At 40.7% G+C, this 25476-nt stretch carries 21 protein-coding genes; all 21 read left to right on the forward strand.

The window, feature by feature from the left end; genetic code table 11:
• The first annotated feature begins 8 nt into the window (after positions 1-8).
• Positions 9-638, forward strand: coding sequence for an electron transport complex subunit RsxG (rsxG, locus tag EAE89_RS02885; RefSeq protein ID WP_054475408.1), 630 nt, complete (start codon positions 9-11; stop codon positions 636-638).
• Positions 635-1333 (forward strand): electron transport complex subunit E, encoded by a 699-nt coding sequence (locus EAE89_RS02890; RefSeq protein WP_054475405.1) that lies wholly within the window; start codon positions 635-637, stop codon positions 1331-1333. Before rsxG ends, EAE89_RS02890 begins: the two co-directional genes overlap by 4 nt.
• A gap of 1 nt (position 1334) precedes the next feature.
• Positions 1335-1973, forward strand: coding sequence for an endonuclease III (nth, locus tag EAE89_RS02895; RefSeq protein WP_054475403.1), 639 nt, complete (start codon positions 1335-1337; stop codon positions 1971-1973).
• A 135-nt stretch (positions 1974-2108) separates the two neighbouring features.
• Positions 2109-4052, forward strand: coding sequence for an exoribonuclease II (locus tag EAE89_RS02900; protein ID WP_054475400.1), 1944 nt, complete (start codon positions 2109-2111; stop codon positions 4050-4052).
• Positions 4053-4857: 805 nt separating this feature from the next.
• A complete protein-coding gene (locus EAE89_RS02905) occupies positions 4858-5307 on the forward strand; it encodes a phage tail protein (protein WP_214085342.1) in 450 nt (149 codons plus the stop codon).
• Between the two features lie 136 nt (positions 5308-5443).
• The gene (locus EAE89_RS02910; protein WP_214085343.1) at positions 5444-6508 is read left to right on the forward strand and encodes a phage tail sheath family protein; all 1065 of its coding nucleotides are present in this window, start codon (positions 5444-5446) and stop codon (positions 6506-6508) included.
• 55 nt (positions 6509-6563) lie between these two features.
• Positions 6564-7982, forward strand: coding sequence for a phage tail sheath family protein (locus tag EAE89_RS02915; RefSeq protein ID WP_214085344.1), 1419 nt, complete (start codon positions 6564-6566; stop codon positions 7980-7982).
• A gap of 64 nt (positions 7983-8046) precedes the next feature.
• Complete coding sequence (locus EAE89_RS02920; protein ID WP_214085345.1) at positions 8047-9228, forward strand: phage tail sheath family protein; 1182 nt, start codon at positions 8047-8049, stop codon at positions 9226-9228.
• An 18-nt stretch (positions 9229-9246) separates the two neighbouring features.
• A complete protein-coding gene (locus tag EAE89_RS02925) occupies positions 9247-9705 on the forward strand; it encodes a phage tail protein (protein ID WP_054475391.1) in 459 nt (152 codons plus the stop codon).
• Complete coding sequence (locus tag EAE89_RS02930) at positions 9702-9881, forward strand: DUF5908 family protein (RefSeq protein ID WP_054475389.1); 180 nt, start codon at positions 9702-9704, stop codon at positions 9879-9881. The genes EAE89_RS02925 and EAE89_RS02930 overlap by 4 nt, the downstream gene beginning before the upstream one ends.
• A complete protein-coding gene (locus EAE89_RS02935; protein WP_054475387.1) occupies positions 9868-10551 on the forward strand; it encodes a CIS tube protein in 684 nt (227 codons plus the stop codon). The genes EAE89_RS02930 and EAE89_RS02935 overlap by 14 nt, the downstream gene beginning before the upstream one ends.
• Positions 10548-12083, forward strand: coding sequence for a phage baseplate assembly protein V (locus tag EAE89_RS02940; RefSeq protein ID WP_244866105.1), 1536 nt, complete (start codon positions 10548-10550; stop codon positions 12081-12083). Before EAE89_RS02935 ends, EAE89_RS02940 begins: the two co-directional genes overlap by 4 nt.
• 12 nt (positions 12084-12095) lie before the next feature.
• Complete coding sequence (locus EAE89_RS02945) at positions 12096-12518, forward strand: GPW/gp25 family protein (protein ID WP_214085346.1); 423 nt, start codon at positions 12096-12098, stop codon at positions 12516-12518.
• Positions 12515-12931 carry a hypothetical protein gene (locus tag EAE89_RS02950; protein WP_214085347.1) on the forward strand — a complete coding sequence of 139 codons (417 nt, stop codon included), beginning with the start codon at positions 12515-12517 and terminating at the stop codon, positions 12929-12931. The genes EAE89_RS02945 and EAE89_RS02950 overlap by 4 nt, the downstream gene beginning before the upstream one ends.
• An 84-nt stretch (positions 12932-13015) precedes the next feature.
• Entirely contained in the window at positions 13016-15697 is a 2682-nt protein-coding gene (locus tag EAE89_RS02955; RefSeq protein WP_214085348.1) for a hypothetical protein, read from the forward strand.
• Between the two features lie 30 nt (positions 15698-15727).
• Entirely contained in the window at positions 15728-18706 is a 2979-nt protein-coding gene (locus tag EAE89_RS02960; RefSeq protein WP_244866107.1) for a hypothetical protein, read from the forward strand.
• A gap of 149 nt (positions 18707-18855) precedes the next feature.
• Positions 18856-19668 (forward strand): tail fiber protein, encoded by an 813-nt coding sequence (locus tag EAE89_RS02965; protein WP_214085349.1) that lies wholly within the window; start codon positions 18856-18858, stop codon positions 19666-19668.
• A gap of 217 nt (positions 19669-19885) precedes the next feature.
• The gene (locus tag EAE89_RS02970; RefSeq protein WP_214085350.1) at positions 19886-20803 is read left to right on the forward strand and encodes a hypothetical protein; all 918 of its coding nucleotides are present in this window, start codon (positions 19886-19888) and stop codon (positions 20801-20803) included.
• A 97-nt stretch (positions 20804-20900) separates the two neighbouring features.
• Positions 20901-22412 (forward strand): contractile injection system tape measure protein, encoded by a 1512-nt coding sequence (locus EAE89_RS02975; protein ID WP_214085351.1) that lies wholly within the window; start codon positions 20901-20903, stop codon positions 22410-22412.
• A 9-nt stretch (positions 22413-22421) separates the two neighbouring features.
• On the forward strand, positions 22422-24503 hold the full coding sequence (locus EAE89_RS02980; protein ID WP_054475371.1) for an ATP-binding protein: 2082 nt from the start codon (positions 22422-22424) through the stop codon (positions 24501-24503).
• Between the two features lie 24 nt (positions 24504-24527).
• Positions 24528-25427 (forward strand): Pvc16 family protein, encoded by a 900-nt coding sequence (locus EAE89_RS02985; RefSeq protein WP_214085352.1) that lies wholly within the window; start codon positions 24528-24530, stop codon positions 25425-25427.
• Positions 25428-25476: the final 49 nt, after the last annotated feature.

Raw genomic sequence — 25476 nt, forward strand, 5'->3', positions numbered from 1 at the left:
GAGCCGTTATGTTAGAAACCATGCGACGTCACGGCATCACACTAGCTATCTTTGCTGCATTTACCACCGGACTGACCGCAGTCGTGAACTCATTAACTCAAAATACTATCGCTGAGCAAGCCGCATTACAGCACAAGTCATTGCTTGATCAGGTCATTCCTCCAGAACTGTATGACAACGATATACAAACCGAATGCTATCTGGTAAGTGCTGATGCTCTGGGAAATAACTTACCTCATCGTCTCTATCTGGCCCGCAAAAATGGCCAGCCAGTAGCAGCTGCGCTGGAAAGTACAGCACCGGACGGCTATTCAGGTGCCATTCAGTTGCTGGTTGGTGCAGATTTCTCAGGAAAAGTGTTCGGTGTTCGAGTAACAGAACATCATGAAACCCCCGGCCTGGGCGATAAAATCGAAACCCGAATTTCAGACTGGATCAATGTGTTTTCAGGGAAAATCATAAAATCAGATCATGACCAACACTGGGCAGTGAAAAAAGATGGCGGTGAGTTTGATCAATTTACCGGTGCCACGATTACCCCACGTGCTGTGGTAAACTCTGTCAAACGGACCGCTCTTTATTTAAAAACCCTACCTGAACATCTCTCTTCTTTAGAATCCTGTGGAGAAAAATCATGAGTGAAACCAAAAACTTATTTGTCCAGGGATTGTGGAAAAATAACTCCGCTTTAGTGCAGCTTCTTGGACTATGTCCACTACTGGCGGTGTCTTCTACTGCAACCAACGCTCTTGGCTTAGGGCTGGCAACCACATTGGTTCTGGTCTGTACCAACATTGCAGTTTCCTGCCTACGCCGTTGGGTACCCAATGAAATCCGTATCCCGATTTATGTAATGATCATTGCTTCGGTTGTCAGTACCGTACAGATGCTGATTAACGCCTACGCTTTTGGTCTGTACGAATCATTAGGAATTTTCATTCCATTAATCGTGACTAACTGTATTGTTATTGGTCGTGCGGAAGCCTATGCCGCTAAAAATCCGGTTATACCTTCTGCCATCGATGGCTTGTCAATGGGATTAGGCGCTACTTTTGCCCTGTTTGTTCTCGGTGCCATGAGGGAAATTCTCGGCAACGGAACCTTATTTGATGGCGCTAATCTGCTTCTGGGCCATTGGGCTAAAGCATTACGAATAGAAATCGTCCATATGGATTCCCCTTTCTTGCTAGCCATCCTACCGCCCGGTGCTTTTATTGGCCTTGGATTAATGCTGGCAGCGAAATACCTTATTGATGAAAAAATGAAAACCAGAGCAATAAAAGAAAAAAGCAATGCAGTTGCTATGTCACAAGGATCGGAGAGCGCTACTTAATATGAACAGCCAAAAACGTATCGAAATTTTAACGCGCTTACGCGATAACAACCCAAAACCAACGACTGAGTTGGTTTTTACAACACCATTCGAACTGCTTATTTCAGTATTGCTTTCAGCCCAGGCTACCGATGTGAGTGTTAACAAAGCCACAGCGAAGCTCTATCCCGTTGCCAACACCCCTCAGGCAATACTTAATCTGGGTGTTGATGGGCTGAAAGAGTACATAAAAACCATCGGCCTGTATAACACGAAAGCAGAAAACACCATTAAAACCTGCCGAATCCTGCTGGAAAAACATGCAGGCGAAGTTCCTGAAGATCGCGCTGCGTTAGAAGCATTACCGGGTGTTGGCCGCAAAACAGCCAATGTGGTATTAAACACCGCTTTTGGCTGGCCAACGATTGCTGTCGATACACATATCTTCCGGGTTTGTAACCGTACCTACTTCGCTCCCGGTAAGAACGTTGATGAAGTCGAAAAGAAGTTACTGCAAGTTGTTCCCGCTGAATTTAAAGTGGATTGTCATCACTGGCTTATTTTACATGGTCGTTATACTTGTATAGCCCGTAAACCTCGCTGTGGTTCTTGCATTATTGAAGATTTATGCGAATTTAAAGAAAAAATTTACCCAGAGTAACTATTATAATTTTTACCGCAATTTCCATGCTGTTTTACGCTATTTTGCAGATGTTGCTTGCTCGACACCGCCGATTCGCGTAAAACTATTGTTCCAAAACTATCTGATAATAACCTCCAACTTTCTCCGGATATTATGTTTCAAAACAACCCGCTGCTTGCGCAGCTAAAACAGCAACTTTACTCCCAAACCCTTCGTGTAGAAGGTTTGGTCAAAGGCACCGAAAAAGGTTTCGGATTTCTGGAAGTCGATGGGCAAAAAAGCTATTTCATTCCTCCTCCACAAATGAAAAAAGTGATGCATGGCGATCGGATTACCGCTGCTATTCATACTGATAAAGAAAGAGAGATCGCTGAACCAGAATCATTGATCGAACCATTTCTAAATCGCTTCGTTGGCCGTATTCAGAAAAAAGAAAATGACAATCGACTGTGGATCGTTCCTGACCACCCGCTGATAAAAGATACTATCCCTTGCCGCCCAACCAATCAGGTTACTCATTCGTTTCAGAATGGTGACTGGGCCGTCGCTGAAATGCGCCACCATCCATTAAAAGGAAGCCGTGGCTTTCATGCAGAAGTTACCGGCTACATTACTGAAAGCAACGACCATTACGCCCCATGGTGGGTAACACTCACCCGCCATAATCTGGAACGCAATGCTCCAACCATGACGGCTGATTGCCAGATGGATGATGGTACTCTTGAGCGCATAGACTTAACTTCTCTGGATTTTGTCACTATCGACAGTGCAACCACAGAAGACATGGATGATGCTTTGCATGTTGCTAAGCAAGACGACGGTAGCCTGAAACTCAGCATTGCTATCGCTGACCCAACAGCTTATATCGCCGTTGACAGCGAACTCGATAAGATCGCCCACCAGCGGGCTTTCACTAACTATCTGCCAGGTTTCAACATTCCAATGTTACCGCGCGATCTGTCAGAAAATCTATGTTCATTGCGCCCCAATCTTCGCCGCCCAGCACTGGTTTGTCAGGTTTCCATTCTCGAAGACGGGCAACTTGGTGATGATATTGCGTTTTTCTCCACCTGGGTTGAATCAAAAGCGAAGCTAGTTTACGACGAAGTTTCTGACTGGCTGGAAGAAAAAGGTAACTGGAAACCTTCTTCTGAGTCCATTGCTACTCAAATTACTCTTCTGAAAGAAGTGAGCGATCGTCGTAATCAATGGCGCCATCAGCATGCACTTATTTTCAAAGATCGCCCTGACTACCGTTTTGTCCTTGATGAAAATGGTTATGTACTGGATATCGTTGTAGAACAACGTCGGGCAGCCAACCGCATTGTTGAAGAAGCCATGATCACAGCCAACCTATGCGCAGCAAAGATACTATGTGATAAGTTTGGTTTCGGTATCTACAATGTTCATACAGGTTTTGAACCACTCCAAATTGAACAAGTGATTGAATTACTAAAAGAAAACGATATTGATGCAAATGCGGAAGAATTATTGACACTGGATGGCTTCTGCAAGTTACGTCGTGAATTAGATAAACAACCAACCCAATTCCTCGATAGCCGTATTCGCCGTTTCCAAACTTTTGCAGAAATTAAATCTGAGCCGGGTCCTCATTTTGGCCTTGGTTTTGATTCTTATGCTACCTGGACATCCCCAATCCGTAAATACAGCGACATGATTAACCATCGTTTACTGAAAGCCATTATTCAAAAAACGGATGCAGGAAAACCAGCAGAAGAAACTTGTCTGCAACTGGCGGAGCGCCGCCGATTGAACCGCATGGCTGAACGTGATGTCGGAGATTGGTTGTATGCGCGTTTCCTACAACCACATGCAGGAACAGAGCAACCATTTACCGCAGAAGTCATCGATATTACCCGTGGCGGTTTACGTGTCCGTTTGGTAGATAACGGCGCAGTTGCCTTCATACCTGCCCCATTCCTGCATGCCGTGCGTGATGAACTGCAATGTAGTCAAGAAACCGGTACCGTGCTTATCAAAGGTGAAGCTATTTACCGATTAAACGACATTATCGATGTTCGTATTGAAGAGGTAAGAATGGAAACCCGCAATATTGTCGCTCGCCCTGTTGCCTGACTTTCCTCATTGAATCTATTTATACCAATAGATTTCAAGATGGATCGCGACGGCAAGAGAACGCAGCCAACAAAGCAGCAGCTTGAAAGATGACAGGTATATATCAAACTACAGCGTGATCGCTGTAGTTTGTATTTAAAAATATTCTCTATTATATGAAAACTATAAATCCCCCACTCTTCGTTATTAAAACTTAATAACCTGACATATTAAACCTGATAAAAAAGCATACGTAACCTTCTGTTAATAAATCTCTTTACTGAAACTCGTCATCATTTATATATCAAAACTTATAACACACTATTTATTCATCCTTTCATAGAAAAATATAACAATGTGATTGCAAAATGATTTATATCGCAATGATTTTATTGATTGATAATTTTAAATATTAATAATTGATATTTGAAATTAATACGAGTTGACTATAATCCAACGTGATCATCACTGTGATCTCAAATTCACCGAGTAACGTTTCTATACCCAATAGATTTCAAATTGCAGTGCGGCGGCAAGTGAACGCCGCCAACAAAGCAGCAGCTTGAAAGATGAAGGGTATAAAGAGTAACCAAGGCAAAACAGGTTAGTGCGGTAGCTATTGTCTATAGCTCAGTGCTAATAAAAACAAAACAATAATCGCTTTTAATTCGCAATATATACCCTATGGATTTCAAGATGCATCGCGGCGGCAAGAGAGCGAATCCCCGGGAGCAGAGATAACTCTGTGACCGGGGTGAGTGAGTGCAGCCAACAAAGAGGCAATTTGAAAGATAACGGGTATAAATGAAAAATAAAGGAAATAATTATGACCACAACTACAGATCAAATCGCTGTTGACTATCCTATTCCTACTTATCGATTTGTTGTCTCCGTTGGTGATGAACAAATCCCTTTCAACAGTGTTTCGGGACTGGATATTACGTATGACGTAATAGAATACAAAGATGGTACCGGTAATTACTATAAAATGCCGGGTCAACGTCAGTTAATCAATATTACGCTACGTAAAGGCGTATTCCCTGGGGATACTAAACTTTTTGACTGGCTTAATTCCATTCAGCTTAATCAGGTTGAGAAAAAAGACGTTGCCATTAACCTGACCAATGAAGCCGGTACCGAGATTTTAATGACCTGGAGCGTAGCAAATGCGTTCCCAACTTCATTAACTTCCCCTTCTTTTGATGCCACCAGCAATGATATTGCGGTTCAAGAAATAAAGCTTACCGCAGATCGAGTAACCATTCAGGCAGCTTAAAGTGCCAAGCCAAAATAGCTGATGACGATATCAGTCAAGACAAAATAATTATCAAAAATTGGATAATTGCCACCTGTCTAGCTGAATTCATCATCCTGTAGTTTACTCAACATATCGCTTAATAATTGGAGGCAATATGCCAACAACAACAACTTATCCTGGCGTTTATATTGAAGAAGACGCTTCACTGTCACTCTCCATTCGTTCCAGTGCAACGGCAGTACCTGTTTTTGCAGTTGCAAATGGTCATCCATTAATACCACAAAAACCTTTTATCCGAATTAACAGTTGGTTGGAATATTTGACACTAAAAGGCGGGCCATTTAATTCTAACGAAAAACTTGATATTTCACTGCGTGCCTATTTTATTAATGGCGGTGGATATGGTTATCTCGTGAAAACCCAAAACTTAGAAGCACAAGTTCCAAAACTTGACGATGTCACATTACTGGTTGCTGCTGGAGAAGATATCAAAAGCGCTGTGACTACACTTTGCCAATCGGGCAAAGGATTATTCGCCATTCTGGACGGTCCAACCGAAGAGTTAAAATCTGATAGCCAACCCGGAACTAATTATGATTCAAGCCCTTTTGCCGCAGTTTATTACCCTTGGCTAACGGCTGATTGGACGAATATCCATATCCCGCCAAGCGCGGCCATTGCCGGTATCTATTGTTCAGTTGACCGTACCCGCGGTGTCTGGAAAGCTCCCGCAAACGTCATATTACAAGGTGGGGTGAAACCGAAATTTAAAGTCACTGATGATTTGCAAGGTACCTATAACACCGGTAAAGCCATCAATATGATCCGTGAATTTCCAAATACCGGTGTCACCATCTGGGGCGCCCGCACACTTGAGGATAGCAATAACTGGCGTTATATCCCGGTTCGCCGCCTGTTTAACAGTGCAGAAAGGGATATCAAAAATGCCATGAGTTTCGCGGTCTTTGAACCTAACAGCCAACCCACCTGGAAAGCCGTACATCGTGCTATCGATAACTATCTCTATGCCCTCTGGCAACAAGGAGGACTGGCAGGCAACAAAGCTGAACAGGCTTACTTTGTTCAAATCGGTAAAGGCACCACCATGACCGAAGACGATATCAAACAGGGCAGAATGATTGTCAAAGTGGGTATGGCGGCGGTTCGTCCAGCTGAATTTATTATTCTGCAATTCACCCAAGATGTTGCCCAGTCTTAATGAGGCCGGTAACTGATTCAGGTCAACCGCACATTTACTTACCTAAGGAAAACCTATGACTTCTGCAACCTATGCCACGCCGGGCGTCTATATTGATGAAGATGCCTCACTATCACTATCAATTAACTCCAGCCCAACATCTATTCCCGTTTTTATTGGTAAGTTTTTCAGAAAAGATGGAAACCCGATAAAACCGGGTAGCTGTATTAAAATCACCAATTGGTTGGATTTTACCTCACAGTTTTCATTTTCGCCTGTAGTGTCAGTAAAGGCTGAGCCTGAAGCTAAGGTTGAGCCTGAGATTGTTGAAGCTGAGGTTGATGTAGATGAGAGTGAAGCTAATGGTGGTGATGTTCCACTGGACGAAGACAAAAAGGTTGAATACACCTATGTTGTCACTGTCACGGCCACGTCTTTAAGTGCCTTTGCTGTGCAGCACTATTTTAATAATGGCGGTGGTGTCTGTTATCTATTGCCATTGGTAGCAATTGAAGCAGGGGCTGTGACAACAGAATTAGCAACGCTACCAAACCTGATTGAAAAACAGCAGGAGATTACTTTACTGCTCTGTGCTGAAACGGATAAAACGCTAGTAAACTGCAAAAAACAGGCTGTTTACAATGCGATAAACTCCTTGTTGCAAAAAAAAGTAGGTTACTTTCTGATTGCTGATGGCAAAAGTGAGACAGATAAACCTGATACCCAACCGGATAAAACCGCTGTTTATTACCCTGATTTAAAGACCTCTTTTACTTATAGCCAGCCAACGGATGAGGATATTGTGCTAAGTGGTTATAAAGGGAATAAAGAGGTGAATACGCTAGCCGCGCTGAAAGCGACTGCATCAGATGAATATACTAAAGCTAAGGAAGAAATCGATAAAAAATGGCAAGCGGCTAACGTACCCACAACACCAATTACCTTACCCCCAAGTGCCGCCGTTGCGGGGGCCTATGCAGCAACTGATGCCAGCCGTGGTGTCTGGAAAGCTCCCGCTAACCTAGCACTGAATAATGCTAAACCGTCTGTAGCAATCACAGATACCGCTCAAGGAACCATGAATGATGCGGGTATTAATATCATCCGTGCCTTTACCGGCAAAGGCACGCTAATTTGGGGAGCCCGCACATTAGATCAAACGGACAATTGGCGTTACATCCCGGTTCGACGTTTATTTAATGCAGCGGAACGGGATATCAAAAAGGCAATGCAATTTGCCGTCTTTGAACCTAATAGCCAGCCAACCTGGAAACGGGTACAAACAGCCATTGACAACTACCTCTATCAACTTTGGCAACAAGGTGCACTCGCGGGAAATAAACCGCAAGAAGCCTATTTTGTCCAGATTGGTAAAGATATCACCATGACCGATGACGATATCAAGCAAGGCAAAATGATTGTCAAAGTTGGGATGGCCGCCGTGCGTCCGGCTGAATTTATTATCCTTCAATTTTCACAAAACGTAGCACAGTAATCGTACTGAGGCGCGGTTTAACGCCGCGTCCATTCAGTCCAGTGTTGAATAAGAGGAAACAATAATGATAACGGAGATAAAACAGCCTGGCATCACGATAGCGGAAAATTCAATATCTCTAAAACCAAACAATGAATTTATCGGCATACCCGTTTTTATTGGCTATACCGAAAAAAATTCAAGCCATAAAACGGCTGTAAAACTAAATAGCCTGATGGACTTTACCCAAACTTTCGGTGAATCAGAATTAACGTATTATTCAGTACGCCACTTTTTTGAAAACGGCGGACAGCAAGCTTATATATTGTCACTGGGGATCAATGAACAGTTAAAAGATTTTCAATCATTAATTACTGCCCTACAACAAGAGTGGGTGAAACAAGCGATTTCCGCAGAAAGTGAAATTACGCTGATTGTCACACCTGATATCACTCGTTTTAATGATACCAACGCTCAAAAAGCCCTTTGGCTACAATTCTGGCAATCAGTTCTCGACCTTTGCAAAAGCCGACGCGGCATTATGGGATTACTGGACGCCCCGGACGATCCAACATTAGCCGCTGATTGTCTGGCTGATCTTTCTTCAAGTGATCGCCAATGGGGTGCCGTATACTGGCCGGGGCTAAAAAGCACTTACCAAAAAAAGGGGGAATATATTGTACTTTCGCCTACCGCTGCGGTCGCCGCTGTTATACAACGCAATGACAACCAGAAAGGCGTATGGACTGCTCCCGCCAATGTCGCTTTAGCTAAAGTGATCAGCCCGGTACGTTCTTACCTTGAAGCGGGGACTCTCCTTAATCTTAATCAAGAAAGCACTTCGTTGAATCTGGTTCGCAGCTTCCCGGGCAAAGGTATTAAAATCTGGGGTTGCCGCACGCTGGACAACATGTCAGGTTCCCCCTGGCGCTATATCCAAATTCGCCGTCTGGTTTCCTATGTCGAAACCCACATGACCCAACTGGGCCGAGCCTTTGTCTTTGAACCCAATAACGCCATTACCTGGATGAAATTTAAAGGTCAAGCCCACAACTGGTTACGTCAATTATGGTTAAAAGGTGGATTGCGAGGCACTGAGGAAAATCAGGCATTTGAGGTGTTACTGGGTGTTAATGAATCAATGAATGAAGCGGATATTTTGGCCGGAAAGATGATCATGAAAATCAGGCTGGCCCTGTTAATTCCAGCAGAGTTTATTGAGTTAAGTCTGACATTTGATATCCATAACAATACCGTACCTAGCTAATCTAAACAGGGGAAAAACATGCACAACCTATACACCCCGTCAGTATCACACCGTTTTATCGCCAGTTTTCTGTTTAACAATATTCCCAGCCCACTTGATATCGCTTTTCAGCGCATATCGGGCCTGAGCCGAGAGATGCAAACCACCCAACACAGCCAGGGCGGAGAAAATGCCAGAAACGTCTGGCTAACCGAAAAGATCCAACATGGCAGCCTGGTGCTGGAGCGTGGTGTCATGACCATTACGCCCCTCACTTTGATATTTGATCGCGTACTGCGTGGTGAGAAAGCGGTGTATGCCGATGTCGTCATCATGCTACTGAACGAAAACACGTTACCCGTGGCGAGCTGGACGGTCAGTAACGCACTCCCCGTTCGTTGGTCCACCAGCGACTTTGATGCTAATAGCAACACCGTACTGGTGAACTCTCTGGAATTACGTTATCAGGATATGCGCTGGTTAGGAGTAAAAGCATGACTGTTGAAATTAAGGAACTGATTATTCAGGCAAAAGTCACCGATCCGACGAGTGATCAACTCTCCCCACCAACATTAGCTCAGGAAAAACTGGATAACACCCGTTTGATTGAGATGGTGAAACGGGAGGTATTAGAGGCATTACGTGAAACAGGAGGTGATTATGAGTTTAATTGAACGCGGTTTATCCAGACTCACCCTTTCCGCCTTCAAAGACCGGGAAGGAAAAGTCTCCGTGGGTAGCTTACAGGCCATGTATAACCCCGATACGATCCAGCTTGATTACCAAACCCGTTACCAACAGGATGAAAGTGTTAATCGTACCAGCCAAAGCAGCCGTTATGTATTATCTCAGCCTGCTGGATTATCCTTGGTCCTGCTGTTTGATGCCTCAATGCCCGGCAATAACACACCCATAGAAACACAGCTTGCAACCCTGAAATCCCTGTGTGCGGTGGATGCCAGCACCAAAGTACCCCACTTCCTTAAAATTAAATGGGGTAAAATGCGCTGGGAAAACAAAGGTTATTTCGCTTGCCGAGCCAGTAGTCTGGCCGTCAACTATACTTTGTTTGACCGGGATGCCACACCACTGCGCGCCAATGCGACCTTATCCCTGGTGGCAGACGAGAGTTTTGTTATTCAAGCTACCGAGCGACAGTTAAAATCGCCTCCGGCTACTGCGGTTAGCGTAACCGATATGCTTTCCCTACCCTTGATCGCCTTAGGTGCTGGAGCTTCGCTGGCCGGTGGTATCGATTATCTCTCGCTGGCCTGGCAAAACAGTCTGGATAATCTTGATGACTTTACCCCCGGACAAACCCTACAAGCTCGGGGGGATACATGAAAATACCCACAGTAACCCTCAAAATAGGGGGTAAAACCCTCAATCAATTTACCGTAATCAGCTTGACAACCAACCATCACATCAACGGTATCCCTTCGGCCAACATCACTCTGGGTATCGCCGGTGATGCCAACCCTATTTTTGACACCAAGACACAGGCTGAATTGGCAAGCTGCCGCCCGAACCATGAAATTATCGTACAAATGCAAAAAACCGTGTTGTTTAAGGGAATCATCGTTCGGCAGACATTGGGGCTTAAAGGTCAGGACAGCATCATTACCCTGACGGCAAAACATCACCTGCAAAAATTAACCCATAGCTTTCACTCACAGCTATTCAATAAACAGAGTGATGAGGCAATTATCAAAAAACTCTTCAATCAGAATGGTATCCAAACAACGATAAAGCAGGCCCCTCAACTCAAAACCGTTCATGAACAAATGGTGCAATTTCGTTGTAATGATTGGGCATTTCTAAAAAGCCGATTGACTGCCACTAACACCTGGCTGCTGCCCGGCAATGAGTCAGTGACCTTGATAACCCCCAAGGCCCTAAATCAATCAACGGTACATACCCTTCATCGACATGCCAGTCGTATTCAAGATATTGTGCTATTTGAAGCGGATCTCCAATGGAATAACCAATACAGCCCTAAGACAGTGAGTGTCCGTGCCTGGGATATTGCTCAACAAAAGCTTTCTCAAGCAATCAATACTCAAAACAGCAGGCTTGGCGGTAATAGATTGGCGGTGGACAGTATCGCCGCACTGGCCGATAAAGAGTGGCAATGGGCTTACAGCTATCCATTGGATAATGAACAAGCCAAACATCTTGCTCAAGGCATTATGGATAATCTACGCAGTCATAATATATCTGGTAGTTTTGAGATCGAAGGCAATCACCATTATCAACCAGGGGATGTTCTGGCGTTAAATGGCTTTGGTCAAGGAATAGATGGTCAAGGGATCATCACCGGTGTAAATCAGATAATTAACCAGCGGCAAGGCTGGCGTACCCGATTAACCTTAGGCATGTTGCCAGATGTGGCCGCCCCAGTGCCACAGGTGAAAGAGTTACATATCGGTATCGTGGAAAAATACCAACAAGACAGCCAATCGCTGGGGCGCATCCCGGTCAGAATACCGGCATTAAACCTGACCCAAGGTGTCCTTTTTGCCCGGTTAGGTAAACCTTATGCCAGTCATGAAAGTGGATTTTGCTTTTATCCAGAACCGGGAGATGAAGTGATTATCGGATTCTTTGAATGTGATCCCCGTTTTCCAGTGATATTAGGTTCCATGCATAATCCGAAAAATAAACCGCCGTTAGAACCCAGCGAAAAAAATCCGGTGAAAACTTTAGTTATCAAGCAAGGAGATAAACAACAGTCATTAATATTCGATAATAAAGAAAACACAGTGGCCCTTAATAGCGGAGAAAATAAAGTTTCTCTGCAACAGGATAAAGATATTACGCTCAATTCAACGAAAAATCTCAATATTAAAGGTACGAAAATCAACTTAACACAGTAATGAGGTATTGAAATGACAAGCAAAATATTAGCTGATATTTATGGTTGCGGCTGGAAATTTCCGCCACAGTTTTCTCTTGATAATGGAGTAGCAATGGAAAAAGGAGCCGAAAACGTTCGCCAAAGTATTAAAATCCTTTTTTTAACTGAACCCGGTGAACGGATTATGCGTGAGGATTATGGCTGTGGTCTGAATGATTATATGTTTGAAAATATCAGTGATGAATTATTATCGGAGATTCAAACCCGCATTGAAGAACGCATATTGCGCTATGAACCCCGCGCAGAAATCACCGATATTCAGGTAACTCAGAAAACAGATTCACCGAATACCTTACATATTCAAGTGACCTATGCCCTGAGAGGCAGCCAAATCAGTCAACAGCTTAAAGGGGTTCTTGAGATCAACGAAGGTCAGGCAAAGGTGAATCTATGAGTAAACAACTCATTATTGATGGCGACAGCCTGCTATTCGAGCCATTCTTCGGCAACCGTCAGGTCACCATTTTGGGACTAGCAACCATCAGCGGCAGCGGACACGCGCAAATCCAGGGCAAAAAGATCGCCATTGTGGGGGATGAAAAAAAGGTACAACTTCAAGCCCAATACATTACCCCAAGCCACCCGATACCCGGCCTAGGGATGGTCACCATTGCGCAATTGGATGCCAGTCAACAAGTAAACTTTTGCCGTAGCCCTGCCACAGTGATAGTTGTCGGGCAGCAATTTACCGCCCGTTTTACCCCATCACAACCAGCGAGTAATCCGTCAACCGGACCAGATATCACAACACCTAGTATGGGAAAAGGCCGTTTTATTGCCAGTCAATATAGCGTTAACGCAGGATAAATAACCTCTAAAAACTCATTATTAAATAACGATCCTATTGCTCAATAGCTATCAGCAATATATTTAAATAACAGGTGGTATAATATGGGACTCACCGAATTAAAAAATAAACTCGCCGCTATCGTACCAGAGACAGATTTTAAACTTGATGAAAGAAGTACGCTGGATATTTTAAACTGGCTACAAGAATATGCTAAAAACATCCCTTTCGCTCAAGAGCAAGAAAAATTCTGGGATAGTTTCTATTTTATTCAGGAAAATAGCCCTGAGAAATTAGCCGATCTTTACCAAAACGTTAATAAAACAAATGGTCATTTACCGGCCCATCAAGCTTTTGTTTTAGCCTTTTTAAAACTCTTAGAAACCTCCAAAATATTATTTAATACTTTTCCGGCACGACATCGTGATCTTTATTACCGGGAATTATTGGGACTAAAACCAAGAAATGCTCAAGCAGATAGCGTTGCTTTAGGCATTACCTTAAATACAGATAATGCAGAACATCTTATTCCTAAAGGAACCTTGTTTGATGCCGGGCAGGATAGCGCTGGAAACCCATTACAATATGCATCAGATACCGATCTATTAGCGAACCAAGGGAAACTAACCGATCTGCGTTGGTGTCGGAAAGATAACGGTGGCTGGAAATCAGCAATACTGTTAAGCGACTCAGACAATATTGAATTACCTGAAAACGGTATTAAGCTTTTTAGCCCCTTTTCCGAAGATAACTCGGTCTTGTCCGGTTATCTGATTACCTCCTCTTTATTTGCTATGTCGAAAGGAGTACGTAGTATCGAGGTAACTCTAGCAAGTGAGTGGACGGGTGATCCTAACAACATTACTGCTCAGATCAGCTCTGGAAAACATTGGCTTTCACTATTCGTAGAAAAAGAAACCGACCTTAAACTCACCTTAAGCTTATCAGCTAATGATGGACCCATCAGCCCCCCTGATGAATTAGATAATATGGAGTTTAATGTACCCGTATTAAAGCTGGGCACCACTCAGGGGCCTATACTACCCAAGATTACTGATATTGAAATTAGCATTAACGGCAGCAGTAATGTGCGCTATGCCTCTGATAGCGGTATTGAAAACGTAGGTACGACTAGTTTTCCTTTTGGGCAATCACCGACACTAGGTTCCGGTTTTAATCTGATTTCCCCTGAATGGTATCATGTTAAAAACGCAACACTCACTATCACCCCACAATGGGTGGGATTGCCAACAAAAAGTTTTAAAGATTGGTATAAAGGGTATGAGACTCAACCCAATAATAATAGTGCATTCAAAGTAATGGGGTATTTAGTCACACCTAAGAAAGAAACCAAACTAGAAAATACTGAGCCTCAACCATTATTTGATGATACGGATAAACCACAAGGAAAAAGCCTGAATTTTTCTGTGCCAGCAATGGATTATCCTATTGCAGATAGTCAATCCCCAAATGACTGGCCAGCGTTTATTCGTGTAGAACTAGCTGAACAGGATTTTATGCATTCTCAGTATCAGAAAAATCCTCTGGATAAAAATCCCCCCTATATTCCTCAGATCAGCTCATTGAAAATTGAATTCAAAGCAAAAGTTAAAACCGACCAATATTCCGTTTATCCCCTAACACCTTTTGGCTGGGACAAAGCAGGAAAAGATATAACATCACTAACCGACGACGCATTCTATTTAGGTTTTACTGATATATTACCAAGACAAACTTTATCCCTGTACTGGCAGTTAGAAGGTTCTGAAAAACTCCCTTTATCCTGGTTTTACCTCAATAAAAACAACAGCTGGTGTTCACTGGATAAGTTGATTGACGATAAAACTCGCAACCTGTTTGACCGAGGAACCTGGAGTACTTTGTTACCCCATGATGCTTCAAATCAAACCTCTCTAATGCCAACAGATAAATATTGGCTAAAAGCTGAGATGATATCAAAGGTATCTGGTAAAAAACCGCCTAATTATCCAAGCATTAAAGGGCTATTATATAACGCGATAACCGCCACTCTAATTAACGTAGAAACCATTGAATCGGCTCACTTAATCAATGGATTAGCCATCAGCAGCATTAAACAACCAGTAAACTCATCCGTTGCAATCAGTGAAGTGACTCAACCTTGGACATCCTGGAATGGTCGTCTGAAAGAAGACGAGCAAACCTTCCTGAAACGGGTTCCCACCCGGCTGTCCCATCGTAACCGAGCATTGAATTGGGGAGATATTGTCACCTTATTAAAAGAGCGATTTGTCAGCATATTTGATGTCAAATACCCTTCTACCAATGAATTAACCAAAATACCCGCGCCAGAAAATCGCCAATTAATCGTTATCCCTGATAATCGCTACAAAGATAATAATGATTCACTCCGCCCAGAATTGAACCAAGCCCGATTAACTGAAATGGTTGAATGGTTAGATCAATTAAGCAGCCTCTGGACAACTATTGAAATTAAAAATCCCACATACGTTGACGTGAAGATCAACTATCAGCTGGAGTTTGCGTCAGACGTTAACGCCGATTATGGCTACCATCAATTACAACAGGAATTAAGTCGAATCTACATGCCGTGGGGAGAAAATATTGCTATCGGCGTAACGCCAGGTAATCGCATTGACTACTACCAGTTATTAGCCACAATTCAACAATCACCTTGGGTTGAGCGAGTTGCTAGCTTAACTCTGCAAAAAAACAATAAGTCCACTAGTGACATAGGTGAAAGTATTGACGCTAATGACAATGAAGTCCTGATTTTAACCTGGTAATAAAAATCCCCTAAACGAAGGAGTTAACAAATGAATAATCGAGATATGTTATTTCCCATTATTAAAGACGATATTACCTTTGATACTTTACTTGCTCAGGCAAAGACCGTTATTAAACAACAATCTGGAAAGCTCTGGAGTGATATGGGCGAAAATGATCCCGGTATTACCTTACTGGAAGCTTGTTGTTATGGTGCCTCTGATTTAGCTTACCGCCATTCATTACCCCTGAAAGATCTTCTTACACCTAAGCAAGAAAGACAGGCATCCGATGACGGTATTTTTCCTGAGGAATTTGGACCACAAAAAATACTGACTTGTGACCCGATTACCGCAGAGGATTATCGCAAAGCTTTACTGGACTTACATAGCGACAACACCACTAATAGTTATTTTTTCTTTAATGATGTACAGCTCATTCGTGAACCTGAAAATGAACGCTATGAATACTGGTATAACAAAGGAAAACGTGAATATAGTTTCGCGAAAACCCCAAACGGCGAACAATTAACATTAAGAGGAAACTATTGGCTCTACTTACTTCCCAGTAGGAAAACGCAAATCGACAATACCCTAGCTGAAAAAAGGCTCAAAACTTTTTTAAAAGATAACCGAAATTTAGGGGAATTGGTCAGCAAGATTATTTGGCTAAAACCTATTGAGCTGCCATTGAAGATTGATATTCAACTTGACGATGATGCCAAAGATATTGCTGATATATTCGCTAAAGCTTATATGATGGCGGAACAAATAATTCTTGAAAAACCGCAACGTTATACCACCCAAGCAATGAAAGAAATGGGTTTCAGTAATGAAGAAATTTTTAATGGGCCTTATTTGCATCATGGCTGGATACCCGAATTACCTCCGATCAAAGATTACAACAACTCTACGGTATTAAACTTAAGTCCTCTGGTTAACCGATTATTGACGATTAAAGGCGTTCAAAGTGTAACCCGTCTGGAGTTAAGTAAGTATGATACTCGCATTATTTCTCCGTTACCGAATGATAATTGGTCTTGGAAAATAGCTAAAGAATATTATCCCAGGCTGTGGGGAGAAGATCCATTAGCCTCGATTACCGTATCAGGAAACAATCCGCTCACCATTACTGCAAAAGGTGGGATTAAAACTCCCGTTACTAAATCACAGATAGAAGAAAAAATAATTTTAGATCCTCTGATTAACACTACGCCGGAATTATTACATCAAGGGAGACATCGTAAAGTCCTGGATTACTACCCGATAAGTAATAAATTACCTGCCTGCTATGGATTACAAACCAATGCAGATACCCCTCAACAAGTACAATTGCAGCAATTTATGCTACCTTTTGAGCAAACGCTAGCTAATGGTTGTGCTGAACTTGCTCTGTTACCAAAACTATTAGCATTTAAGCTACGGGGAAATAGTGTATATGGTATTCAGCCGCCTTTTAAAGCTAATACGGTCAATCAAAAAACCCATCAGAATATAGAATCTGATTTGCAAGAAAAACTTGATAATGACGTTAAAATTTACAATAAAGGAAAAATCAAAAATCAAAACTATATTAAGGAACTGGCTATTCTTGATTATCTGTTAGGATATTTTGGTACTCATCGTGCAGCCAGACCACTCACATTAAACGCATTAGATTTTCTGGCTACTCAACGTGGCTATTTGGCTCAACAACCCGACCTAGCCTATCATCGTAATAATATTCGTATTGATAAAGTATCAGCACTGCAAAAACGTATTGCTGCTCGTCTTGGCTTGGGAGAAGAGTGTTTCAAAGAAAAACCAGAGCTAAATAAACTCCCTTTTTATTTAATTGAACATCGCCAACTTTTACCAGTAAAACCTAATAAGCAATTCGACAGTGAACAGACACCAAGTCAACTGGAAATTAAAAATGACCCCAATTCTCGTCATCATCTCTTAATCATTACACAACCAAATACAACAGGCCAATTACTACATGGTCAAGTGATTAACCTGATTATTATTGAAGGTGATAGAAGATTTACATTGCGAGGCCAAATGATTATCGACATTGAAGGAGAATCATTCTCTCTCAACATCCGTAATAGTGCTGCTCTGGAACACAATCTGAAAAGAGTGCAGACCGCATTTGATCAAGGTAATTTGCGCTGGAGCGATAGCACGATATGGTTGGAAGATATGGATTATCAACTGGTTTATGCCGATGAAACACATCAAAAGAATAAAGAAGACGATGAACTCTGGATCACCTCCAGCCCTCATAGCCCTTTTCCTGCTATGATCAAAGAAAATGACGAAATCACATTAAAATATGTAATTTCACCATATAAGCCGTCTCATCCATCTATGGAAATGCTTGAACGTTCTGAGTCTCCATCTGATTATGTACTTAAAGCTTACGTAAAAGAATTTGATCGCATTAAAGGACAGATGAAACTTAAAAAATGTAAAAGTCAACAAAATAATTTCCCATTAAAAGCAGAAGCATGGCGTTATCGTTGGTATTTCTCCGGCGAAGAATATACCCATACCGATCGCTTTTCATTTGTTGTCAGTGTAGTGATTAATCGCCAATTAATTGAGAATGACAATGTTGATCCTTACAAACTGGAATCTTGGATAAAAACCGAGATTTTAGCTGAATTTCCTGCTCATATTTCTATGATTATTCACTGGTTGTCACCAGAACATTTCGTGAATTTTGCCAGCACTTATAAACGTTGGCAAAACAATGGAGCCCCTTTAGGAGATGAGGCATACAAAATTTTAGAAACGTTAACCCTAGGACGTCTACCTTCAGAATTAACAGGTATTGGTAGTATGCGAATTGCCACTGCACAACAACGTATTGAGGCAATTGGTCAACATGAAAATAAATGGCATGAAGAAGCAATAAAAAACAATCAGTTATTATATGTTCCTTATACTGGAGAACATATTCAATTAAATACTGACGGCTCTAATGAAATTCCAGTAAATACTGGCGACTCTAATGAAACCCCAACAGTTATTTTAAATCAATAGATAAATCAACATAACATTATTGTAAAAAACATTAATTTACTTTATATCTGATTCCTCTATATAAAATATCTATATTCATTGCACCGTAATAGTTACAAAATATCTAAAATAGAGTGACTATACATTACCTATAACATAAGGTGATAAACATGAGCGCAGAAAAAAATTTGACAAATAATATTAAAGTGGATGACTTAAAGAATCGTTTTAAAGAAGGCAGTATTCCGTTACAGACAGATTTTGTGGACTTAATTGATATTGCTGATATTGGTCGCCGAGCGGTTGGCAAAGCACCCGATCAAACCGATAACCCGAATTCAGCACTAAGACTGGATAGCCATGGTAGATTAGTAGTTAAAGCTGGCAACGGTATAACCATTGATTCAAACGGTGTCAACATTGATCCAAATAGAGTACTTCCCAAAGGAATGATTGTGATGTTTTCTGGTAGTAGTGTTCCTACAGGTTGGGCATTGTGTGATGGTGATAATGGTACCCCAAATTTAATCGATCGATTTATTCTAGGTGGGGATTTCGATGACATTAATGGTAAAAGTAATATTACACATTCAGGAATTAAAAATAGCAAATCATTTAGTTTTAGCTCTGATGAAGCTACGCTAAATATTAATGGAAAAACAACTGGTAGCTCTCTATCTATTAATCAAATACCTAACCACAACCATCTTAGTGGAATAGTTATAGACACACAAAAAAATAATCAATATGGATATCATGAAATCCAAAAGTCAGAAAATTTTTGGGCTGTACCAACAGCAAATAATACCAGAGATACATTCCAATATCATTCAAGTGGCGTCATCGGCTCCACAGGAACTGTGAGTCAAAATAGTCAAGAGATGCATAATCATGATATTGATTTGAAGAACACTGGCAAGCATTCCCATAATAGCAGGATAACAGTTCCTTATTATATTCTTGCTTTTATTATGAAAATTTAACACTGACAAAAAACTGAAAATTTAAATCATCCATTAATCGCAAAGAGAATATTAACATGGTTTCTGGGACAAATTTATTAAATCGGATTTTTATTACTATTAAGGTTAACCATCAACAAAGAAGATGATGAATTTTGGATCACCTCCAACCACCATAGCCCTTTTCCTGCTATGATTGAATAGAACAATACCCCACTTATAATATAAGGTGATAAACATGAGCACAGAAAAAGATTTGAAAATTAATATTAAAATAGATGAATTAAAAAATCGCTTTAAAGAAGGCAGTATTCCGTTACAGACGGATTTTGCGGACTTAATTGATATTGCTGATATTGGTCGTAGGGCGGTTGGCAAAGCACCCGATCAAATCGAGAACCCAAATTCAGCCCTAGAACTGAAAGATGATAGTGGATTGGCGGTAAAAGTTAACGCTAATGGTGGTTTACAGGCAAATGAGAATGGAATAAGTGTAAAAATTAAGGATCAAAGCCTGCTATCTGATACTGAAGGATTAGCAGTAAATACAGGTAAAGGATTGTGGATTAATAAAGGAAAACTGGAGGTAGATAATCATGATGGTATTGAAATAGTTAATGAAGGTGTAAAAGTTAAAGCCAGTGACGGTATTAATGTTAATAATAGTGGTGTATCGGTAAAAGCCAGTGACGGTATTAATGTTAATAGTAGTGGTGTATCGGTAAAAGCCAAAATGACACATGGTGGTATTGCTGTTAATAAAGAGGGTGTGAGTATAATCCCAGACACCACTACGGGTATAATGATAACTGATAAAGGATTGGGTATTTATCTCGGCAATGGCTTGAAATGTGACGATGCAGGTGGAAGACTATATGTTGATATAAATGCAATCGCATCAACACTCGCTAATTTAATTATTCCTAAAGGAACAATCGTGCCATTTTATAGTGATGACAATAATCCACCCTCTGGTTGGGCATGGTGTGATGGGAATAATAGCACTCCTAATTTAAATAGATATAATGATAATGATTACAGTCTTTTCTTTATTTCAGGGAGCAATAGTCGGTATAGTAGTTCTCGGGGATTTCCCCTTGGAGTTGCTAGTGGAACAATATATATACATTATATGAGATACATAATGAAAATATAATAATTTCTATAAAATACGGACAAATTAATAATAACGTATTTTACATGCAGATTCATTCACAATCAGCATAATTATCAATCAAAAGGGAAATACTAATATGGTCATGAAGACAAATCTGTTAAATCGGATTGTCATTACTATTGAAACTAATAACGCTCAGATAGCTAAAAAAATATTGCATAACTCTATGCTCAATAAAATCAATATAAATGGACTAATCAACTCATGTTTTAACCAACATAACATTGATCAGAATATACATTTAGAAGAACTAACTCTAAATTTGGGAGAAATAAACTTACATAACTTTAATTCATTATTCTATGCTCGCCTCAGAGTTGAGCTAAATAAAGCACTTAGCCAATATCAGACAAATAACCATCAGGAAGAAATTCTGCTGAATAAGCCAATATCCAATAAATTGACCGATAACACCTCTTTATCCAGTGACAATCATTTAATTGATGCAGAGAATTTCATTCATTTCTTATATCAAAAAGATCCGCCAATCAATCCAATGGAGGTAATAACCGATAATAAGAATAGCAATATCAAGATTAAGCCATTAATCAACCAATTAATGCAGATAGAGAACAAATCAGCATTATTATTAGCGAAAGGCTGTTTATCTGAACAGGGTCTACAACGGCTTTTAGCTATCAGACAACCAGCCTTATTAATCGCCATTAACCGCAGATTATCCAAAAGGGTAAACAAATCACAACATCAGGAGGAGCTTGTCTCCTCCGAACAATTGATACTTAATGCACTGGAATATATCCAGCGGTATAATACACAGGAAATGCCTAAACCCGATACGAAAATTATCTCACGTATCACGACTGAACTTAATAACGGTACGATTAATATAGCCTCTATTATTGCGTTATTTCGCCAGGCTGCAACCCGTAATTCCACATTAAATAACTGGTTAAAACTACTCTGGCAAACAGCACCCGTTTCACAAAATTGTAAAAAACATCTATCGGTTGAAGAATACCAATATCTGTCGGAATACTTTATTACAACAGGAGAAAATAACCACGACCAACATAGAACTGATGACACGCAACTCTCTGAACCGACTTTATTACCTGAACAAGCCCTTCCACATCAAGTGAGTCATGCTGGAATATTAGTTTTATGGCCGATATTACCTGTTCTGTTTAATCAACTCGGTCTACTCGAAAAGCAAAAATTTATCCATCGTCAAGCTCAATTCAGTGCCGTAGCCCTCCTTGATTATCTAATTTGGGGAACCGAAAAGGCACCAATAGAACGTAAGGGATTAAATCATATTTTATGTGGACTCATGGTTGATGAGAATATTGAATCAACGCCCATTGAACCAGAAAAGCAGTTGGCAACAGAACAATGGCTGGATGGGGTTATCAGCCAACTTCCTGCCTGGAAAAAATTAAGCCACAATGATGTTCGCCAATTATTTTTACAACGCCCGGGAGAATTACGAATAGATGAACAGGAAATCAAAATCACGGTGCAACCTCAACCATTCGATGCACTGTTAAACGACTGGCCATGGCCATTAAATATCGCCAAACTGCCTTGGCTAGATCGCCCTCTATTAATCAACTGGCAAAACATTTAAAAGGTTTATATGAACTTCCCTCTAAAAAATAACCACTGTATGGCAGCAGAATCACGTTGGATTTATCCTCATTTGGAGCGTATTGATCTGCTATTACAACGCTACTATTATCAAAAGAGAGATTGGTACGACTCCTTACCAGAGAGTTTTTTACTTACCGAAGATGAAATAGAACAACGTTTGGTAAAACCATTAGGCATACCTCATTGGTTAAAACAAAGTGATATTATTGATTACAAGGAAATAGAGAATGAATCTATCACCGGTACATTATCATTGTTGATAGAACGTTTTGAACTCACTGAATTTGAACGTGATGCCTTATTATTAGGTTTATTGCCGCATTTCGACAACCGTTATCATGCGCTATTTGCTACTCTACACGGTAACAGTAAAAAACAGTGGCCCAGTTTTGCTTTAGCAATTGAATTATTTAGTCAACACCAAAGTGATTGGCAATTATTTCAAAACCATTTTTTACCGCAAGCTCCATTAATCAGTAATCATTTATTACGGATCAACAACCAAGAGGAACCCATTTGGCTACAAACGCAATTCTTAACGCACAGTAGCGTCTGGCATTTTTTATCCGGCCAACGGGTTATTTTACCTCCCCTGATAACCTGTGCTTATTGGCATTCTTCTATCTCACAGACTTGGTATCCGCAAACCCTTTATCATTCACTTAACAAGATATTGTTAAATGAAATAGATGAAGTACGCCCACTGGTGATCCTCAAAGGAAAACAGGACAGTGCCAGAGAATTAGCGGTCAGTAATATTATGGCATTTCATAATATCAGTACCTTAGTTCTTGATTTAACCCATCTACCGGACGAAGGGAATACCAATACTAAACCTAGCCTGTTAACAGATGCAATACGGGAAGCCCGGCTACACGATGCTTGCTTATTAATTCGTAATTTTTCTTTACTTGCAGGGGAAAAGAAAATATGGCAAAGCGAATTATCCACCCTGCTGAATCAACCAAAATTACGCGTGGTTTGTCTGGTAGAACCGGGAGATTCATTCATATGGATTCAACACTTGCCAATGGTACACATTGAGATGCCTATAGCCACGCTGGCAGAGAAAAAATCGATGCTGACAGAAAATCTGCCAGATAATACCGATTGTGAAATTAATCTTACTCAGTTATGTCAGCGCTTTTCATTTACTCCCGAAACGTTACCGTTAATTATTAAAGAAGCGAGTCAATATCAAATACTCCGGCAACCGGAAGACCCATTAAAGGAGATCGATTTGCGTAAAGCGTTAAATTTCCGCGCCCAACAAAATTTCGGCAAATTAGCCCAACGGATAACCCCCAAACGCCGTTTTAATGATTTAGTGATTTCAGAGGGATTAACTCAACAACTGAAAGAAATTATTGCCGCCATTCATTACCGAGACCAAATATTAAACGCGGGTTTTCAGGAGAAAATAGGTTATGGTACCGGTATTAGCGCCCTATTTTACGGCGAATCAGGGACGGGTAAAACAATGGCCGCAGAAGTGATTGCCGGGCATCTTGGCGTTGATCTGATTAAAGTCGATCTCTCTACCGTGGTGAATAAATATATCGGTGAAACTGAAAAAAATATCTCCCGTATTTTCGACCTGGCCGAAGCCGATTCCGGGGTGTTGTTTTTTGATGAAGCCGATGCTCTATTTGGCAAACGTAGTGAAACCAAAGATGCTCAAGACAGACATGCTAATATTGAAGTTTCTTACTTATTACAGCGATTAGAAAATTATCCGGGGTTGGTGATTTTAGCTACCAACAATCGCAGCCATTTGGATAGTGCGTTTAATCGCCGTTTTACCTTTATTACCCGCTTTACTTACCCCGATGAAATATTACGCAAAGCCATGTGGCAAGCTATTTGGCCTGAACAACTTAATTTATCAGATAAACTTGATTTTGAGCATTTGGCTAAACAAACAAATCTAACCGGTGCTAATATCAGAAATATTGCCTTATTATCATCAATATTAGCCGCGGATGATAATGGTGATCACATTGAAAATAAACACATAGAGCGAGCTGTGATACTTGAATTAAATAAAACTGGTCGATTGGTTTTTTAAACATTTAATAGAATTGGAGTTAATATGATAAATATAATTGATCCTAACAATGCTATTATTGAAGTTAATAACGCATTAAATAATATTTTATCTCAGTATTTAAAGAATATTGATATCCGCTTTGATCTACCCGAAATAAATTCAACCCCAGAAGCCCCCACAGTCAGTGTATTTCTTTATGATATACACGAAGATCTACAATTACGCGCTGCTGAACCAAAAAGCTATAATCCCATCACCAACTCATTATTGCCAGGATGGGTAAATATTAATTATAACTACTTAATTACTTACTGGCATCCAAGTAAATCATCAAGCGATAGCGCTAATCCTGATAGTCAACCAAATAATCAAGCTGCGCAAGTCATGACAGCGATTTTAAATGCATTGGTTAACAATCGACAATTACCTAAAATTCCTGGTGCATATACCAGAGTCATTCCACCACAAGAAAATCTAAATAGCTTAGGTAACTTTTGGCAAGCGCTCGGCAATCGCCCTCGCCTTTCTTTATTATATTCAATTACCGCACCGGTAAAACTGCAAGATATTAAAGAGACCATAAAACCCGTTAGCCAAATTTCCACTTCTGTGGATCAAAAATCAAATCTGGATAATGTGCAAATCAACCAAGCTTTATTTAACAAATTGTGTGCCGATTTAGGGGGTACAGAAGATGTTCACCTTGCCCTTGCGAAAGTAAATCTGATAACCAAATCTATTAAGGAAAATAATGAAAATCAGAATAATAAAAATATTATTCTTGAAGTTTCTGGCACTACCCACTTTGATTATTCATCCAAAATAAAAGATATTCTTTCAACCTGGAAAAATAGCCATAGTGCTGTTGTCAGGATAAATAATATTGATATTATTGTTTCAGAATACAAATCAGAACAATTAAAAGGAGTTCAAAACCTTTAATTTACATTAATATATACCCAATAGATTTAGAGTTGCAGCGCGGCGGCAA

Source organism: Photorhabdus heterorhabditis, assembly GCF_018448905.1.
GTDB lineage: Bacteria > Pseudomonadota > Gammaproteobacteria > Enterobacterales > Enterobacteriaceae > Photorhabdus > Photorhabdus heterorhabditis.

Excerpts from the sequence above, each read along its gene's own strand:
- rsxG (WP_054475408.1), top strand. The coding sequence starts at position 9 with ATGTTAGAAACCATGCGACGTCACGGCATCACACTAGCTATCTTTGCT.
- EAE89_RS02890 (WP_054475405.1), top strand. The coding sequence starts at position 635 with ATGAGTGAAACCAAAAACTTATTTGTCCAGGGATTGTGGAAAAATAAC.
- nth (WP_054475403.1), top strand. The coding sequence starts at position 1,335 with ATGAACAGCCAAAAACGTATCGAAATTTTAACGCGCTTACGCGATAAC.
- EAE89_RS02900 (WP_054475400.1), top strand. The coding sequence starts at position 2,109 with ATGTTTCAAAACAACCCGCTGCTTGCGCAGCTAAAACAGCAACTTTAC.
- EAE89_RS02905 (WP_214085342.1), top strand. The coding sequence starts at position 4,858 with ATGACCACAACTACAGATCAAATCGCTGTTGACTATCCTATTCCTACT.
- EAE89_RS02910 (WP_214085343.1), top strand. The coding sequence starts at position 5,444 with ATGCCAACAACAACAACTTATCCTGGCGTTTATATTGAAGAAGACGCT.
- EAE89_RS02915 (WP_214085344.1), top strand. The coding sequence starts at position 6,564 with ATGACTTCTGCAACCTATGCCACGCCGGGCGTCTATATTGATGAAGAT.
- EAE89_RS02920 (WP_214085345.1), top strand. The coding sequence starts at position 8,047 with ATGATAACGGAGATAAAACAGCCTGGCATCACGATAGCGGAAAATTCA.
- EAE89_RS02925 (WP_054475391.1), top strand. The coding sequence starts at position 9,247 with ATGCACAACCTATACACCCCGTCAGTATCACACCGTTTTATCGCCAGT.
- EAE89_RS02930 (WP_054475389.1), top strand. The coding sequence starts at position 9,702 with ATGACTGTTGAAATTAAGGAACTGATTATTCAGGCAAAAGTCACCGAT.
- EAE89_RS02935 (WP_054475387.1), top strand. The coding sequence starts at position 9,868 with ATGAGTTTAATTGAACGCGGTTTATCCAGACTCACCCTTTCCGCCTTC.
- EAE89_RS02940 (WP_244866105.1), top strand. The coding sequence starts at position 10,548 with ATGAAAATACCCACAGTAACCCTCAAAATAGGGGGTAAAACCCTCAAT.
- EAE89_RS02945 (WP_214085346.1), top strand. The coding sequence starts at position 12,096 with ATGACAAGCAAAATATTAGCTGATATTTATGGTTGCGGCTGGAAATTT.
- EAE89_RS02950 (WP_214085347.1), top strand. The coding sequence starts at position 12,515 with ATGAGTAAACAACTCATTATTGATGGCGACAGCCTGCTATTCGAGCCA.
- EAE89_RS02955 (WP_214085348.1), top strand. The coding sequence starts at position 13,016 with ATGGGACTCACCGAATTAAAAAATAAACTCGCCGCTATCGTACCAGAG.
- EAE89_RS02960 (WP_244866107.1), top strand. The coding sequence starts at position 15,728 with ATGAATAATCGAGATATGTTATTTCCCATTATTAAAGACGATATTACC.
- EAE89_RS02965 (WP_214085349.1), top strand. The coding sequence starts at position 18,856 with ATGAGCGCAGAAAAAAATTTGACAAATAATATTAAAGTGGATGACTTA.
- EAE89_RS02970 (WP_214085350.1), top strand. The coding sequence starts at position 19,886 with ATGAGCACAGAAAAAGATTTGAAAATTAATATTAAAATAGATGAATTA.
- EAE89_RS02975 (WP_214085351.1), top strand. The coding sequence starts at position 20,901 with ATGGTCATGAAGACAAATCTGTTAAATCGGATTGTCATTACTATTGAA.
- EAE89_RS02980 (WP_054475371.1), top strand. The coding sequence starts at position 22,422 with ATGAACTTCCCTCTAAAAAATAACCACTGTATGGCAGCAGAATCACGT.
- EAE89_RS02985 (WP_214085352.1), top strand. The coding sequence starts at position 24,528 with ATGATAAATATAATTGATCCTAACAATGCTATTATTGAAGTTAATAAC.